This is a genomic window from Pseudomonas sp. ZL2, assembly GCF_054788455.1.
This window is the reverse complement of sequence record NZ_JBGOGX010000057.1, coordinates 26,987-40,668: the sequence shown is the minus strand read 5'-3', so window position 1 is coordinate 40,668 and position 13,682 is coordinate 26,987. Positions and strand designations below refer to the sequence as shown.

The following is a 13,682-nucleotide window of genomic DNA, read 5'->3' as shown; positions in this document are numbered from 1 at the left end:
CTATGCACCTCCGTGTTCAGGGACGGGGTCAATGGAGGCTGTGTACACCGGCAGGTAGACACTCATGCAGGTACCCTTGCCCGGCTCGCTGCTGACGCTGACCGCGCCATTGCTCTGCTTGGCAAAACCATAGACCTGGCTCAGGCCCAGCCCGGTACCCTTGCCAAAGCTCTTGGTAGTGAAAAAAGGCTCGAAGATGCGCGGCAGCACCTTGCTGTCGATGCCGCGGCCGGTGTCGCTGATGCTGATGCAGACAAAGCGCCCCACCAGGCCCTCGGGGCGGCCTGTAAGCGTGCAGTTTTGCGCCTGCATGCTGATCAGCCCCTCGCCATCGATGGCGTCGCGGGCATTGAAGATCAGGTTGAGCAATACCATCTGCAACTGCCCGGCATCGACTTCGACATCCCACAGGTTGTCGGCCAGCAGCACCTGCAGTTCCACCGACGCGGGCAGGGTCTGGCCGAGCAGCACGCGCGTCGACTCGATCAGTTCCGGTACTTTGACGCGACCGAACTTCAAGGCCTTGTGCCGGGCGAAACTGAGCAGTTGCTGGGTCATCTGGCTACCGCGCTCGCCCGCATCGAGGATGTGTTCGAGCAGGCGCTGGGTACGTTGCGGGTCTCGGCTGTTAAGGGCCAGGCGAGCCGAGCCGATGATGATGGTCAGCAGGTTGTTGAAGTCATGCGCCATGCCCCCGGTCAATTGCCCGAGGGCTTCAAGCTTTTGCGACTGGAACAGCTGGGCGCGCATTTCATCGAGTTGCAGTGCGGCCTCGCGGCGGTCGGTAATGTCGCGGGTTATCTTCGCCAACCCCACGACTTCGCCATCGGGTGCCCTGATCACGTCCAGCGCCACCAGTGCCCAGAACAGCGTGCCGTCCTTGCGCATGCGCCAGCCTTCATCCTGGGCACCGCCAGTACTCAAGGCACGCTCAAGCAGCCAGTCCGGCTTGCCGTCGGCACAATCCTGAGGGGTGAAGAACATCGAGAAATGCTTGCCGATCACTTCATCGGCACGGTAGCCCTTGATGCGCTGTGCGCCGGCATTCCAGGACACCACGTGACCTTCGAGGTCGAGCATGTAGATAGCGTAATCAACCACCGTTTGTACCAGTTGCTCGAAGCGACTGGCATGCATCACATGAAGTTCGGAGTCGGATGAGACCATGGCTGCCCCACGAAGCCGTAGATGGCTTGTCTGGATATGACAGCATACGCTGCAAGCGATTCCCTGCGCTGGTCTAAAACTTAGTCGGATTCTTCAGGCACTGCCAGTCGACGGCGTGGTGAAAGCAACAGTGGCCCAATGACAGCAAGGAATCAATTGCTCTATAGTCGCCCGGCACTTCAGACCTGCCACCTACCTCGAGGGAACGACGCGTGGCCGCAGACCTACGAATGAAAGCTATCCATGATGACCTGCAGCACACCGCCGCCGACCTTGAGCGGGTGTCGCTCGACCTGCGCGGGCACGTGCTGTACCTGCAGCACTCGGTACACCAGGCTGACGCCGCCGCAGTGCTGGGTAGAATCGCGGGCCTGCAATCGTCGGTGGATGACTTGCGCGGCGTCGCCGATACGATCAGCTACTGATCACGAACACTGCGTGGCGCTGGCGGCGACTGCGACATACTGAATGACGGCCATTGCCGATTTCGGCACGGAGGCGCCGTCCAGAGCCCTGCACGCGGTTGACTCGAATATAACGATGGGTTATAAAGCTCGCTTGATTGAGGGAGCAAATGCATTTTCCTCAACCCAGTGCGAGTGTGGTGGAATTGGTATACACAGCAGACTTAAAATCTGCCGGCGTGAGCCTTGCGGGTTCGAGTCCCGCCACTCGCACCATCTTCTGAGAAGGCGCCTTAGCGGCGCCTTTTTGCTGTCTGGCGTTCGCCCAAACAACCCTTATGCCCTTTTTATGCTGGGCTGGCCGCAAATCCTTCCGGCAACTGCTAAGGTAAAATTGCCCAACAACAAAGGAAGGCCGCCATGCGCTATACCCTGTTCGACAACCAGCGCGACGTCATCATCCTGCTGGCGCGGATACTGCTGATGATCCTGTTCGTGATGTCTGGCTGGAGCAAGCTCACCGGCTTCGACGGCACGGTTGACTATCTGGCATCCCTGGGAGCTCCGGTGCCAACAGTCGCAGCTGCGGTGGCGGTGGTGATGGAGTTTTTTGTCGCCATCATTCTCATCCTCGGCTTCTACACTCGCCCGCTGGCCTTCCTGTTTGCCCTGTTCGTGATCGGTACCGCCGTTATCGGCCACCCATTCTGGAATATGGTCGACCCGGCCAAGGCGGCCAACACCGTGCAGTTCTTCAAGAACATGAGCATCGTCGGCGGCCTGCTGCTGCTGTCGGTTACCGGTGCCGGGCGCTTCTCGGTGGATGGGCGTTAACCCGCAACCGCCTCCAGGCGCCAGCGCCGCTGCTGGCGCCTAGAGGTCGTCGAGGGTGTCTACGCCTTCATCCCAGAATGCATCGTCATCACCTGCACAATCGCTGGCATTCGGCTCGTCGTCATCCTGCGGATCGAACAACGGGTTGACCTCTTCCTGCGCTTCGTAATCATCCTCGGCGAAGTCATGGTCGAGCAGGTGATCATGCTCAGGTTCGTGAATGTCCAGATCGTCGTCGTTCATTGCAGGGCCTGCCTTGCCGGTGTGGGGGGCGCCTGTATAAGCGCACTCTGCCCCGCCGTCAACTACGGTTTCAATCGAGCACGTGAGTCAGCACTTCGTAGATGATGCCGGTGGCGATCGCTACCAGAATCAGGTCGGTCCCGGCCTGGCGCCATTCGTAGCCATCGTAGTGCGGCAGCCTGCCGATCAGGCGGTCATCGAGCTTTTTCGCGATGCCGGGTGGCAGGGGTTTGCCGCGCGCCAGGTTCTTGCGTACACCCGGGGGCAGGTCGGCGCCACGACTCCAGTAATCGGGATAGCCCAGCAGCACATTGATGACACGGGTGCGATCGATGGCCGGGCCATGACTCCATTGGTCAGCGCTCTTGCCACCTTTCTGGCTGGCACCCTGACCACCCTGCTTGCCCTGGCCATGCCCCGGATTACCTTTGCCATTGCCCGGATCGGCAACAGCGCCAAGTGAACCGAGTGCCAGGCTCAACGAGGTGGCGACGACAACCAGCAAGCGCGATCTGAACATGATGATGTGCTCAAGAATGGGACATCCCACATCAGCTTAGACGTTGTGCAGGCACAAGGTTCCGTGACAGGGTAATGGCACCAGGGACGGGCAAGCCAAGGAGCGACAATGAAGTACCTGCTGATTTTCATCGCCAGCTATGGCGCGACATTCTTCGTGGTCGGCTCGATCATCGAGGCCCGCTTGCATGACCTGGCCGAGCACCTGCGCTATCGCGAGCGGGCGCCGACCAAGGCGCAATACCTGCGCGAAGTTCGCGCCAGCGTGCAACGTTCGAAGTTCGAAGCCTGCGCCTGGCTGGGCACATTGTTGGCTCTGGTGGTATCGCTCTTGGTCTGGGTGCTGAGCTGACCGTCGCAGGAGCGGGCTTGCCCCCCCGATAGCGTCTATCCTCCACCGGTAGGCACCTCGCGGAGCTTCGCAGCATGTGCGGCAGGTTATCCCAATACCATGGCATCCACGATTTCGTCGAGGCCCTGAGCATGCCCGGCGCCCTGGTCAACAGCGTCGGTGATCAGCCGCTTGGCCACTACAACGTGGCGCCGACCACCCGCGTGGCGCTGCTGCATATCGAGGCTGACATCCTCCACGCCGACCTGCTGCCCTGGGGCTGGCGCCCGCACTGGGCCAGGGACCGCGCCGCCCCCATCAACGCGCGGGTGGAAAAGGTCGCCCATGGCGCCTTCTTCCGCGCCATCTGGCCACACCGGGCCATCGTGCCGATCGACAACTGGTTCGAATGGGTCGATGAAGGCGGCCCGAAAAAGCAACCCTACCTGATCCGCCGCGGCGATGGCCGCCCTGCCCTGTGCGCCGCGATCGGCCAGTGCAGCGGCGAGCATGCGGGGTTCGTCATCCTCACGGCTGACAGTGAAGGCGGTCTGCTCGACGTGCATGACCGCCGTCCAATTGTGCTGGCGCCGGCTTTTGCCCGGCAATGGCTGGACCCGGCCACCGCCGGCGAACACGCCGAGCAGATGGCCTTGAATCTGGGTGAGCCGGCAGCGCAGTTCGAGTGGTACCCGGTCAGCGCTGCGATCGGCAATGTGCGTAATCAGGGCGCCGAATTGATCGCCCGCATCCCGGGGTAGTGGCTGATGGCAGGTAGCTCATTGAGTTCGATGACGTCGGCGGCAATTGCGCGACAACGTTTTACGCCCCAGATAATCGCCCGGGTCAGGGTGACTTCATCGAGATGGTCGTGATACTCCTCCACGATGGGTAGACCGGCACTGGTGTAAACCCCGAGAAACAACTGGGTGCAACCGCTGCGCGACAGCCGCGCCTTGACATCAAGTGTGATTCCCGACTCCAGCGATTCTTCATGCTCCTGGCTGTGCAGTTGGCAGTCTGCCCAAGCCCAATAGTGTGCGCCTCTGTACCTCATTATTATTTTCCTTGTGAGTCGGCAGCACACGAAAGATATATAAAAAAAGTATGAAACAGAAGAACTCAATTAGGTGTTGGACAGTGTGCAATAGAGCCAGTCGCTATAAAGCAGGCAGGCACAACTTCACATCAGCGACAGATACCATCCAATAAAGGCGATCAGCCCTATCGCCTGCAAAATCAATAGCGTACCGGCACCTGCCGGCTTCCCGGCGAGCACCCAATAAGTGCCGACCAGCGGCAGACACAAACCATTGGTTACACCCAGGGTAAATATTGCCAGCGCGCGTCCAAAGCTGGGAAAAGGACCTCCAGGGGCTAACAGAAAAAACACGAAAATACCGCCACCTATTGCCGCGACAATGATCGCGGCCAATGCAAACAAGCGTTGCGCCAGAGAAGGGTCGTCCATGATCAGTCCTTTGCATTTACGAGGCGGGCATCTTACCCATGCGTTGGCGTTTTATCACGCACGGCCCCATCAACGCGCTCCAGGCAGCCGACTGCCTAGTCGTTGGGCAACGGCATATCCTTGTCGTCGGGATACTGTTCCTCATTGTCGCCCTCTTGCCAATCGCCTGGGCGCTCCTGCGGAATAACCTGAGGCCGGGTCAAGGGATCGTATTCTTCGTCAGGCTCAGATTCGGGCTGTGGGGGTATTTGCATCGAGACATTAGGCATAAGCACCTCGGTTGCAAGGCACAGGAGGTCTGGGCCGTATTCATTCGAGCGGTACGCTGTGGGCAGCGTGCCGTTCGAGCGACGAATGGCTAGAGCTTGGAGCTCGCCCGCCCTTCGCCCAGGCCGTCAACCAGGCACCAACCGTTGCGGCCCTTGTCCTTGGCCAGGTACAGCGCCGAGTCGGCCGCGCCCATCAGCATGTCTGCGCCAACCGCCTCCTTGCCCGGGTAGCCGAGGGCAATGCCGGCACTGGCGGTCACCCTGCCCGAGGGGCTTTTCACATGCTCGATGTGCAACTGGCGGATCGCCTCGAGAATGTCCTCGACAATCCTGCTGGCCCCCGCCGCATCGGTGTTGGGCAGCAGCAGGGTGAACTCTTCGCCACCGTAGCGCACGGCCAGGTCGCCGGGACGCTTGAGGCTGCCCTGAATGGCAGTGCCCACGGCGCGCAGGCAGTCATCCCCGGCGGGATGTCCATAGTTGTCGTTGTACCGCTTGAAGTAGTCCAGATCCATCATCACCAGCGCCAACGGATACCCCTGACGCCTGGCCCGACGAATTTCCTCAGCCAGGGCAGTGTCCAGCCGCCGGCGGTTACCCAGGCCCGTCAGGCTGTCGCTCAACGCCAGGTCACGGACCGTCTGGTGTGCACGCCGCAGCGCGGTCTCCATCACGATTCGCTCGCGCAGTTGCCTGAGCACCAGGGCGCCGAAACCGCTCAAGCCCACCAGCAACAACAGCAAGACCATGGCGGTCTTGATCAGATCATCACGCCAGGGGCCAATGATCGAGGCCCGGGAGAGCCCGGCTTCGACCACCAATGGATAGGCGTCCAGGGCCTTGTAGGCGTACAACCGCTGGGTACCGTCGACCACTGCGGTGGTTTCGACCACGCCCTCGGATGAGTGCGGCAGGTACTCCTGGAAGATCTCGCTGCCGGCCAGGCTGCCGCCAATCACCCGCTCGACAAAAGGCCGGCGGAGCAGGATGGTGCCGTCCCGTTTGGCCAGCACCAGCGCGCCACGGTCATCGATCTTGAACGCACCGTAGAACTCGACGAAATAATCGACCTTGACGGTGCCCAGCAGCACCCCGAAAAAAGACCCGTCGGGGTTATCGAGGCGCCTGGAAACGGGAATGATCAACTCGCCGGTAGAGCGGCTTTTCACCACGGCGCCGATGTATACGCCACGGTCCACATGGGTGCGGTGATACTCGAAATAATCGCGGTCGGCGTTATTGGCATTGGTCGGCGTTTCGCTCTTGTCGGTGACGATCCAGTGACCGTCCGAGCCATACACAAACAACCCGTGCAACTGTGGCATCAACGCCGCCTGCTGCTTGAGCAGCCTGTGCAGCCGCGGAATATTCATCCGCGCAAAGCCGTCACCTTCAAGCCGCTCGCCAAGCATCGCGGTCACCACATCGACCTGGCGGATAGCATCTTCGGCATGCTGGGCGGTGGCGCTGGCAAGGTTGGTCACCGAGTCATGGGCGCTGGCAAAGGCGTGCCGGTAGTCGCGCCAGATCCGCCAGCCTTCAATGCCGACGAACAGCAGCACGACCACCAGCATGAAACTCAGGATCAGGCGGAACAGTGGCGCCGAACGCCCTTCGCGTGGCGAGAACGATTCTGCGGTTTCGTCCCCGTTCAGGTCATCGGATGGGTGCATACAGGTCCCTGTTCCATAAAACTCCCACCACTGTGATAAACCACCTCCAGACTGTCCAACAGCGCCTGGCGTTTAACATAGACCACCGGGACGTGCTCACCTAGGGCAAGCATGCAAAAAAGCCCCACAGCGCCATGAGCCTGAGGCCTTCACTTGACTGGGAGGGGAAATGTTACCTTTCAGAGCCAGCAAAAAGGCAGGGAAGCGGTATCCGCCACAAGCGTGAAAGGCAGGTCGACAAGCACGAATGGCCCGATGAATTGCGCGAGCTGGTACTCGGTTTCCAGCCCGCCATAGCAATCGTATGAACGGTCGCGATTGCCGACGGCGGCCAGCCAGGCGCAGCCGTTCAGCTGTGAAAGGGCGACCATCAAGATGAGTTTACGTACCACGCAATGTCCTTATCGCTATTGAGCTGTCGATACATAGACGCTGCTATAACCGGTGAGTCACCTAAGCCCTGCACCGGCACGCGCTAACCGCAGAAGGCTGCAAAAATCCGGCGCTGTCCATTCACCTCAAGATTCAACCGATCCGGTACGTAACTCAGGTCGCGACCGGGCGCCGACAACACACGCACCGAACTGACACCCGATAACATCTTGGCAATCAGCAGTACTTCCTTGCCCACCTCCTGGCCGAACAAGATCTGGACGGGCTCTGACGAGCACTCCTGCACATCGCTGGTGTAGGCACTGGAATCATCGGTAATGGCGTCTGTGAGTTCGACGATCACCACGCTGAACACCAGCCAGCCGACCAGCGCCAGGGCGAGCCCGAGAATGAGGGTGGGGAGCGCGTCGAGCACACTTCGTGCTGCACTGTTGTCCATAAAAAGAGAGCCTTGAAAGTCAGCTCAGACCGAATAGACAAACTCAAGTTCCCTGGCCGCAGGTCAACCGCGAATGCGTTTGAAGTAGACCAGCTCCGGGTCCTGCTCATCGAGGTTTTCGATGACGCCACTGGGCACAAAACCGGCTTTCAGAATAAGCCTGCGCGACGGCAGGTTGGACTGGTTGGTCGAGATGAACAGCTTTGCTGTCTTGCACGCCGCTTCGGCTGCGGCAAGAAGCTGAAAAGCTACACCCTGGCGCCGATGAGCAGGGGCAACCACCACCAGGGCAACGAAACCGTAATCAAAAAAATGGTAGGTCAGCACCACATAGCCGATCACAGCCCCTGAACAAAGCGCAACCAGGCACTGGTGCTTGCCGATGGACTCTTCAAGAAAATGCCCACGCCCAGGGTTAGTACTGGCGTAGGTATCGAATGCGAGCATTGCGCTCAGGTCGTCGGGCGTGGCCTGACGGACAAGGGTCAGCTCTTGTGTTGCGCTCATTCGGCCTCCTGCCTGGATGTGAACCAAACCTGATTCTACCGCTGGCCCAGCAATGCCGCATTCGCTTGACGGACCATAGCCACCCACTCCCCCGGGCTGACCAGACCGGACTGCTCGAGCTGCTGCGCTGCCACCAGAGCCTGGTCGTAATCAGCCTCCTGCAAAGTACCTTCATCCAGGAAGCGGGCCCTCCACTCCAGAATCGCCGCCATCCCTTTCTTCGTCTCCATTCCCGCCCCCACGTGCACTGAAAACAGGTGCGCGACCGGGTCGCCACCTGAGCGGCGGCGAGATTACAGGAGAACGATAGTTTTGAGAATGCTTCGTAATACCGTTTGTCGTTGAAAGCCCTGCAACCCTTCGCTACCAGCACAACGACAAACAGCCACTAGCCCCGCGCGCCCCTGCGTTGTTCGAGGACAACGGCCAGCACCGCCAGCACAATGGCCAGCGTGTAGGCAAACAGGCCGAGATTGATCCCCAGGATCATCTTCTCTGAACCGTCGCTGAGCACCATCGATCCACCGTAACCATCGCGCAACCAGTACGCGATCAAGAAGCCACCGGTGACGAACAGGGTGAGCAGGCTCGCAAGTTTGAGATGGTCTTTGATCCACACCAGCCAGACGCTATAAACGCCAATTGCGGTGTTGGTAAACAGTTGCCAGGTTTCATGTAGCCGCGCGTGAGGCTCCCACGCCGGGTTGAAAACGTGAGTCTGGTTGACCTCAAGAAGAGGAACCACAACGGCGTAAAAGACGATGCCGATCGTTACCAGCAACTTCGCAAGCATTACAAACCTCCTTGTCTGTATTGACCGAGCAGATCGCCAGCGCTCCGGCAGATGCCTACCGGGCAAAGTTTTGCGGACACGCCTGAGCCTGTCCCGCCACTCGAACCATCTTTTCACGGTAGCGCATGCCAGCCAAGAGAAGGGATTGCTGCCCTCCCATGTCAATCAACAGCGCGGCACAACCGAAAGCACAGGACTCGCGGGTCGTGAAGCATGTGTCCTGACCGGTAAAGCGGTACAGGTTAGAAGGCCAGCCCGTGCAATCGTACAACCCAAGGCCAGGACACGAGTAGGGCTCGATGTCGCCAGCAGCAAGAATTTTTGCGCCCCTCGTATCCTGCACGGACTCCCCCGCCAAAGCGGAATCAAACACAATTGCTGACGTCAACAGGAGAATGAACGCTTTGAGCATGAATTGAACTTAAAAAGAAGTGGGATGTGCCGTCAAAATACAGGTTCCATATACCAATTTAAACAGTATTTCGTCGCCAGTAAGGCGTCAGGAAAAACCTCGGCGCCGCGGGGAGGCGGGACGACGCCACGGGGGCATAACCAACAGGCAATCATGCCGAATGTGAACGTTGAAATGGGCGTGCATGGCCCCTGGCGTCTTGAATTTCGGTAATAATCACCGCCAACTTCAGCACGGACGCGCCACATGAAATTCTTCAGCACTCTACTGATCTCGATCTCGTTAACCGGTTGCGGGACGATCAACACGGTCTTCAGGGATGACATGATCTCCAGCAACAAGCTTGCCCGTTGGCACTCCAATTGCGATTCCATTCCACGAATCTACAGCGGTGCGGCATTGAATTACTGCACACTGGACGCAGCGCCCCGCCGTTCTGTCGGCTTTGATGGGTACCCTGCCGCGCCGTTGATACTTTTCGACCTGGCCCTGTCTGGCGTAGCAGATACCGTAGTGTTGCCCTACTCCATCTACCTGCAGAACGAGCACGGAGATATTCAAAAGGCACGTTTCGAGTAGCGGCGGTTACTGCCGCAGGTTGGCGAACAAGTGTTGTACGTAATCAGCTTGCCCAAGCGGTACGCAATCGAACCGGCGTAGACGGGTTTCGCCTGGATGCTCAACTTGCCGCACGGATGCGGCAAGTTGATAGGTGCTTGCTGAGGAAGCTCAACAGCGGATTTCGGAACGACGACTTTCAGCTAGAAAATCGCCCCCGCAATGCCCTTTGCAATAGCACCCTACAAGGTAAATGACAGCGCAGAAAACACCATTCCGCCACTTCCTGCCCAGCCCATGCAGAACTGCCCTTTCTCGGCCTCCCCTCGGCTAACCGCATCAAAAATACCAAAGGGGATCGACGCAGTAATAATATTACCTGTTTTATGTCCAACGTGATGCAGCTTGCTATCAATACCAATCAGCTGGCCAATGTGCTCCCACATTTTTGGCGAGCCGGTATGAATGAATACTTTATGGACATCCGCAGCCGAGACGTTTTGCAGATTGAACACTTTTATCGCTTCATTTCGACCATCTTCATGCAAGGCTGCTGCGTAGGAGTTGAACAGATACTGCCCACCGGTTGGTGCGATACGCGCAATATCCTCCTCATTGCAAAACAGCTTCCAGTCCGGCAGAGAAATAGTCGACAAGTCGCTCAGGTCAGGCCTGTTGATGTACGAAAATTTAAAATTCCCCGGGGCTTCATTACTGAGGATGGTGACGGTGGCCGCTTCACCGATGGTAAAACTGGGGAACTTGTAAGCCAGTTCTGCCGGTGACTGCAAAGAAAAGTTCTTTGGCATGACCGGCCCGCCATCCGACATGCCAAATTCCATGTTAACGATGGCTGCGTAGCGGATCTCCCCCGCTTCCATTTTGCTATTGATCACATCCATGGCCGTCACCCAACCGTTGCAGGCGTCGACAACATCAAAATTTCTGCAGTTCAGGCCCAGCGCCTTGGCAATGAAGGTACTGTTGGCAGGCTCGATGAACCCTCGCGTTACGTTCGGATAAATCAATAAATCCAGGTCTGCCTTGTTGATATCAGCTTGCGCGAGCGCCGAATTGAATGCTGCTTCCATCAGCTCCATCGGCTTCTCGTTGGCCGCCAGCCAATGCCGTGTTTCGCTGCCACTTTTCTCAAGCAGCTTGCCGATGGTCTTCAATGTTTTTGGCAAGTCATCCTGAAACGTATTTCTTGAGTGCTCCTCGACCAGGTTGATAACGTCCTGATTGGTGACGACGCGTGACGGAAGCAACCCAGACAGCCCAACTATCTTCATATAACGTCCTTGTTTGAAGTATTCATCCATTGCAATGGCTGCGCATGAGTAGAGGCTTACTCATCCCTGTAAGCAACCACTGGCCGCCTCTATTTCTAGCACAAAAAAACAGTAAATCAAGGCCGCTAACAAAATTTTCAACCTGCCATTCTGGCCAAGTAAACCACCCACTAAACACTCAATTATGCGCCTTAACAAAGGCTCAATAATGACGCAAATCAAGAGTTAGCCAATTGGCGGCTGGCGTAATGCCATACAACCAGGTACGCAGCGCGCTATGAACTTGCTTCAGATACGCAGCTGTTTACCAACCACTTTGCTCCCCCGGCAGCCGATGAGATGCATTGCTCTATATCCAATGCGACCGATGGCGAATTCCTTGCTGTACCATCAGCCTTATAACGTCAGACTGATGTGGGTCATTCGCCTGGAAGACGATGTTTTTATAAACATCATGGTTGAAACTTCCACACTTGGTGGCTTTATTGATACTTTGATTGATTAGGCTGCAACGCTTAGGCGCAGGCGCTCGACTTCCTGGGCAGACTGACCTGAATCCTGGGCAGCGTGGTATCGGCGCTGCGCATCGATGGCCGCTTCAACCCAACGCAGCTATTTCTGGATCGCTATGTCATTCACCGTTGCTCAATTGACCAGAAAGTCTTTAAAGTCCAAAATTAAAGGCTATGGATATGCGTGGCCTGGTGCCTTCAAAGCGTTGTACAGAATGCATAAGCCACGATGGAAACATAATGAATTTTCCACTTTCTGCAACACACGCACTACTAAACCCTGCAGTAAGACAGTCTTCAACTCTCATCCGTAGTGCCGGATTGTATGTCGAGGCGATCATGCCGCGCGGGTCCATAAACTCTATATCACCGCCAACAGTCGGATCTTCCTCTCGGCCGCCGGTGTCGACCCAGTAAACGCCAGACCAAAATGCACCAGGATGCCCATGAAGAGCATTACTGTCGCCAGCCTCAGTAACATTCACCCATGCATTAATCGTCCATTCGAAGCGGGGTTCAATAAATCCGAACTTCTCACTATGGACCGCTGTCAATTGAACGGCAAACGCTCTAGCAAATCGCACTAACGCATCACAGGCTTCCCCACCCCATTCAGTGAAGTCGCTCGCCGACTGCCAACCGCCTTCATTGCTATGCTTAACACCGTTTCGGTTTTCCGTCATACGGCGGCTGATTAGGTTTTTCAGCTCGACATTGAGTCTTTCTGCGTCAGGGTAGTGAATACTGGCCAAAGGGGTCGCAAACAAACGCCGAATATTTATAAGTTCAGGGTTGAGTAAGTCAATGCTGGGCTGCATACATTTTTCCAAATTGCGTCAGTTACACTGCTGGACGTCGATGCCCCTGAGCTTGGTTAGATCGTTAATTGGCGTCATCGTCCCTGGATGTAGAGCGGTGTTAGTAAGGTGCTCGAAAATTGCTATTTGGCACCCTTCAACCACGAACAACAATCACCCCCGGCCAGATCAGGTCAGAGCGTTAAGATGGTGCACGCAAGTTGCTGGTCCGATATGCGGGGGACATCAAGCACCTCGCGAATCCTGACAAATGCTGCTTCAAGGCGAACTCCTCGAATGTCTCCATCGCTGGCGACGAAGGCGGCGGCGTCCTCCTTGGCGGCCAGAACGATTTTGTCGTCCTTGAACGAACTGCTGGTACCTTTGCTGGCACTCATACTCAGGCTTACGCTGAGGTCCGTGGTCATCACGAAGCTGGTGGCCTGCGCATGGGCGCCTACCAGGCAACCGACCAGGCAGAGCAGACGAAGCAGGGGGGTGGTTTTCATGAAGAGCTCGAAGTACGGCGAATGGGAGCGCACCTTAGCAAGAGCGACCACTTGATAACTTTATGAACATTGCTAAGTGCAGACGTTAATCTGCGGGGCTTTCAATAATGGAGGCCGAGGTCGGAATCGAACCGGCGTAGACGGATTTGCAATCCGATGGAAAGACACCCACCCGCTGCGGTCTTGGACCGATTTTTAGTTCCAAAACTTTCAGTTTTCAACGCCCGTGAAAGCCGCATTCTACAAGGGTGCCCACGTTCAGTTTTGGAACTGATTTTTTCCCCTCCTCCGGCGTCCTGCCGACCGAACACAATCCCCTCTTCCCCTGTAACCCGTCACCCTGAGCTGGTCAGAATTACCTTGCCTCGATTACTGCACATCCAAACAGCATTGATAGACCGAACCGTGATCATCGAAGAGGGCAGCTTCGCACTGGGTAAGCGCTCAGCCAAGTCACCTAGCATGGCTCAGGCAGGCAGCCAACCATTGGGTCAACAGTTGAGTGAGATGTAGACACGCTGCTAAACGCCGTGCTCAGATACCCCGCGAATGAAAAACG

General features: G+C 57.3%; 20 protein-coding genes and 1 tRNA gene. 6 read left to right on the top strand and 15 right to left on the bottom strand.

The annotated features are described in order from the left end of the window. A complete protein-coding gene (locus tag ABM562_RS26000; protein WP_115086995.1) occupies nt 1–1,167 on the bottom strand; it encodes a two-component system sensor histidine kinase NtrB in 1,167 nt (388 codons plus the stop codon). Between the two features lie 230 nt (nt 1,168–1,397). On the opposite strand from ABM562_RS26000, the gene ABM562_RS25995 reads away from it, so the two are divergent. The 3 genes from ABM562_RS25995 (at nt 1,398) to ABM562_RS25985 (ending at nt 2,405) form a co-directional block, all read left to right on the top strand. Continuing rightward, complete coding sequence (locus ABM562_RS25995) at nt 1,398–1,592, top strand: hypothetical protein (protein ID WP_134062821.1); 195 nt, start codon at nt 1,398–1,400, stop codon at nt 1,590–1,592. A 170-nt stretch (nt 1,593–1,762) separates the two neighbouring features. Beyond that, nucleotides 1,763–1,847, top strand: a tRNA-Leu gene (locus ABM562_RS25990). Nucleotides 1,848–1,991: 144 nt separating this feature from the next. Then, nucleotides 1,992–2,405 carry a DoxX family protein gene (locus ABM562_RS25985; RefSeq protein WP_115086997.1) on the top strand — a complete coding sequence of 138 codons (414 nt, stop codon included), beginning with the start codon at nt 1,992–1,994 and terminating at the stop codon, nt 2,403–2,405. 39 nt (nt 2,406–2,444) lie between these two features. Here ABM562_RS25985 and ABM562_RS25980 read toward each other — a convergent pair whose 3' ends face one another. Both ABM562_RS25980 and ABM562_RS25975 read right to left on the bottom strand, forming a co-directional pair. Further along, nucleotides 2,445–2,648: a hypothetical protein gene (locus tag ABM562_RS25980; protein WP_115086998.1), complete on the bottom strand. Its 204-nt coding sequence runs from the start codon at nt 2,646–2,648 to the stop codon at nt 2,445–2,447. A 70-nt stretch (nt 2,649–2,718) separates the two neighbouring features. Further along, nucleotides 2,719–3,168: an anti-virulence regulator CigR family protein gene (locus ABM562_RS25975; RefSeq protein WP_346617496.1), complete on the bottom strand. Its 450-nt coding sequence runs from the start codon at nt 3,166–3,168 to the stop codon at nt 2,719–2,721. 108 nt (nt 3,169–3,276) lie between these two features. Here ABM562_RS25975 and ABM562_RS25970 point away from each other — a divergent pair, with 108 nt between their 5' ends. Then, the gene (locus ABM562_RS25970; protein WP_115087000.1) at nt 3,277–3,519 is read left to right on the top strand and encodes a hypothetical protein; all 243 of its coding nucleotides are present in this window, start codon (nt 3,277–3,279) and stop codon (nt 3,517–3,519) included. A gap of 74 nt (nt 3,520–3,593) precedes the next feature. After that, complete coding sequence (locus ABM562_RS25965; RefSeq protein ID WP_115087001.1) at nt 3,594–4,259, top strand: SOS response-associated peptidase family protein; 666 nt, start codon at nt 3,594–3,596, stop codon at nt 4,257–4,259. Here ABM562_RS25965 and ABM562_RS25960 read toward each other — a convergent pair. The 9 genes from ABM562_RS25960 to ABM562_RS25920 all read right to left on the bottom strand — a co-directional run bounded on the left by ABM562_RS25960 (nt 4,223) and on the right by ABM562_RS25920 (nt 9,455). After that, complete coding sequence (locus ABM562_RS25960; RefSeq protein WP_115087002.1) at nt 4,223–4,555, bottom strand: hypothetical protein; 333 nt, start codon at nt 4,553–4,555, stop codon at nt 4,223–4,225. The genes ABM562_RS25965 and ABM562_RS25960 overlap by 37 nt on opposite strands. A gap of 126 nt (nt 4,556–4,681) precedes the next feature. Next, nucleotides 4,682–4,969 carry a hypothetical protein gene (locus ABM562_RS25955; RefSeq protein WP_460423821.1) on the bottom strand — a complete coding sequence of 96 codons (288 nt, stop codon included), beginning with the start codon at nt 4,967–4,969 and terminating at the stop codon, nt 4,682–4,684. Between the two features lie 358 nt (nt 4,970–5,327). Continuing rightward, entirely contained in the window at nt 5,328–6,911 is a 1,584-nt protein-coding gene (locus ABM562_RS25950; RefSeq protein ID WP_346617497.1) for a sensor domain-containing diguanylate cyclase, read from the bottom strand. A 179-nt stretch (nt 6,912–7,090) separates the two neighbouring features. Continuing rightward, entirely contained in the window at nt 7,091–7,303 is a 213-nt protein-coding gene (locus ABM562_RS25945) for a YceK/YidQ family lipoprotein (protein ID WP_115087006.1), read from the bottom strand. A gap of 83 nt (nt 7,304–7,386) precedes the next feature. Beyond that, nucleotides 7,387–7,743: an I78 family peptidase inhibitor gene (locus tag ABM562_RS25940; RefSeq protein ID WP_115087007.1), complete on the bottom strand. Its 357-nt coding sequence runs from the start codon at nt 7,741–7,743 to the stop codon at nt 7,387–7,389. A 63-nt stretch (nt 7,744–7,806) separates the two neighbouring features. After that, complete coding sequence (locus ABM562_RS25935) at nt 7,807–8,250, bottom strand: GNAT family N-acetyltransferase (protein ID WP_134062827.1); 444 nt, start codon at nt 8,248–8,250, stop codon at nt 7,807–7,809. Between the two features lie 35 nt (nt 8,251–8,285). Next, nucleotides 8,286–8,480, bottom strand: a complete 195-nt coding sequence (locus ABM562_RS25930) for a hypothetical protein (protein ID WP_115087131.1) — start codon at nt 8,478–8,480, stop codon at nt 8,286–8,288. Between the two features lie 158 nt (nt 8,481–8,638). Continuing rightward, entirely contained in the window at nt 8,639–9,043 is a 405-nt protein-coding gene (locus ABM562_RS25925; protein ID WP_233674588.1) for a hypothetical protein, read from the bottom strand. Nucleotides 9,044–9,098: 55 nt separating this feature from the next. After that, entirely contained in the window at nt 9,099–9,455 is a 357-nt protein-coding gene (locus ABM562_RS25920) for a hypothetical protein (protein WP_115087010.1), read from the bottom strand. A 246-nt stretch (nt 9,456–9,701) separates the two neighbouring features. Between ABM562_RS25920 and ABM562_RS25915 the strand changes: the two genes are divergently transcribed. Next, complete coding sequence (locus ABM562_RS25915) at nt 9,702–10,034, top strand: YceK/YidQ family lipoprotein (RefSeq protein ID WP_115087011.1); 333 nt, start codon at nt 9,702–9,704, stop codon at nt 10,032–10,034. 221 nt (nt 10,035–10,255) lie between these two features. Here ABM562_RS25915 and ABM562_RS25910 read toward each other — a convergent pair whose 3' ends face one another. From ABM562_RS25910 to ABM562_RS25900, 3 genes are all read right to left on the bottom strand, one after another. Next, nucleotides 10,256–11,335: a 3-oxoacyl-[acyl-carrier-protein] synthase III C-terminal domain-containing protein gene (locus ABM562_RS25910; RefSeq protein WP_233674589.1), complete on the bottom strand. Its 1,080-nt coding sequence runs from the start codon at nt 11,333–11,335 to the stop codon at nt 10,256–10,258. 634 nt (nt 11,336–11,969) lie between these two features. Continuing rightward, entirely contained in the window at nt 11,970–12,635 is a 666-nt protein-coding gene (locus ABM562_RS25905) for a TIGR02466 family protein (protein ID WP_460423817.1), read from the bottom strand. 173 nt (nt 12,636–12,808) lie between these two features. After that, nucleotides 12,809–13,123: a DUF2388 domain-containing protein gene (locus tag ABM562_RS25900; protein ID WP_115087132.1), complete on the bottom strand. Its 315-nt coding sequence runs from the start codon at nt 13,121–13,123 to the stop codon at nt 12,809–12,811. Nucleotides 13,124–13,682 lie beyond the last annotated feature (559 nt).

What these genes read in the sequence shown, in the direction of transcription:
- ABM562_RS26000 (WP_115086995.1), bottom strand. Translation starts at nt 1,167, where the DNA reads ATGGTCTCATCCGACTCCGAACTTCATGTGATGCATGCCAGTCGCTTC.
- ABM562_RS25995 (WP_134062821.1), top strand. Translation starts at nt 1,398, where the DNA reads ATGAAAGCTATCCATGATGACCTGCAGCACACCGCCGCCGACCTTGAG.
- ABM562_RS25985 (WP_115086997.1), top strand. Translation starts at nt 1,992, where the DNA reads ATGCGCTATACCCTGTTCGACAACCAGCGCGACGTCATCATCCTGCTG.
- ABM562_RS25980 (WP_115086998.1), bottom strand. Translation starts at nt 2,648, where the DNA reads ATGAACGACGACGATCTGGACATTCACGAACCTGAGCATGATCACCTG.
- ABM562_RS25975 (WP_346617496.1), bottom strand. Translation starts at nt 3,168, where the DNA reads ATGTTCAGATCGCGCTTGCTGGTTGTCGTCGCCACCTCGTTGAGCCTG.
- ABM562_RS25970 (WP_115087000.1), top strand. Translation starts at nt 3,277, where the DNA reads ATGAAGTACCTGCTGATTTTCATCGCCAGCTATGGCGCGACATTCTTC.
- ABM562_RS25965 (WP_115087001.1), top strand. Translation starts at nt 3,594, where the DNA reads ATGTGCGGCAGGTTATCCCAATACCATGGCATCCACGATTTCGTCGAG.
- ABM562_RS25960 (WP_115087002.1), bottom strand. Translation starts at nt 4,555, where the DNA reads ATGAGGTACAGAGGCGCACACTATTGGGCTTGGGCAGACTGCCAACTG.
- ABM562_RS25955 (WP_460423821.1), bottom strand. Translation starts at nt 4,969, where the DNA reads ATGGACGACCCTTCTCTGGCGCAACGCTTGTTTGCATTGGCCGCGATC.
- ABM562_RS25950 (WP_346617497.1), bottom strand. Translation starts at nt 6,911, where the DNA reads ATGCACCCATCCGATGACCTGAACGGGGACGAAACCGCAGAATCGTTC.
- ABM562_RS25940 (WP_115087007.1), bottom strand. Translation starts at nt 7,743, where the DNA reads ATGGACAACAGTGCAGCACGAAGTGTGCTCGACGCGCTCCCCACCCTC.
- ABM562_RS25935 (WP_134062827.1), bottom strand. Translation starts at nt 8,250, where the DNA reads ATGAGCGCAACACAAGAGCTGACCCTTGTCCGTCAGGCCACGCCCGAC.
- ABM562_RS25930 (WP_115087131.1), bottom strand. Translation starts at nt 8,480, where the DNA reads ATGGAGACGAAGAAAGGGATGGCGGCGATTCTGGAGTGGAGGGCCCGC.
- ABM562_RS25925 (WP_233674588.1), bottom strand. Translation starts at nt 9,043, where the DNA reads ATGCTTGCGAAGTTGCTGGTAACGATCGGCATCGTCTTTTACGCCGTT.
- ABM562_RS25920 (WP_115087010.1), bottom strand. Translation starts at nt 9,455, where the DNA reads ATGCTCAAAGCGTTCATTCTCCTGTTGACGTCAGCAATTGTGTTTGAT.
- ABM562_RS25915 (WP_115087011.1), top strand. Translation starts at nt 9,702, where the DNA reads ATGAAATTCTTCAGCACTCTACTGATCTCGATCTCGTTAACCGGTTGC.
- ABM562_RS25910 (WP_233674589.1), bottom strand. Translation starts at nt 11,335, where the DNA reads ATGGATGAATACTTCAAACAAGGACGTTATATGAAGATAGTTGGGCTG.
- ABM562_RS25905 (WP_460423817.1), bottom strand. Translation starts at nt 12,635, where the DNA reads ATGCAGCCCAGCATTGACTTACTCAACCCTGAACTTATAAATATTCGG.
- ABM562_RS25900 (WP_115087132.1), bottom strand. Translation starts at nt 13,123, where the DNA reads ATGAAAACCACCCCCCTGCTTCGTCTGCTCTGCCTGGTCGGTTGCCTG.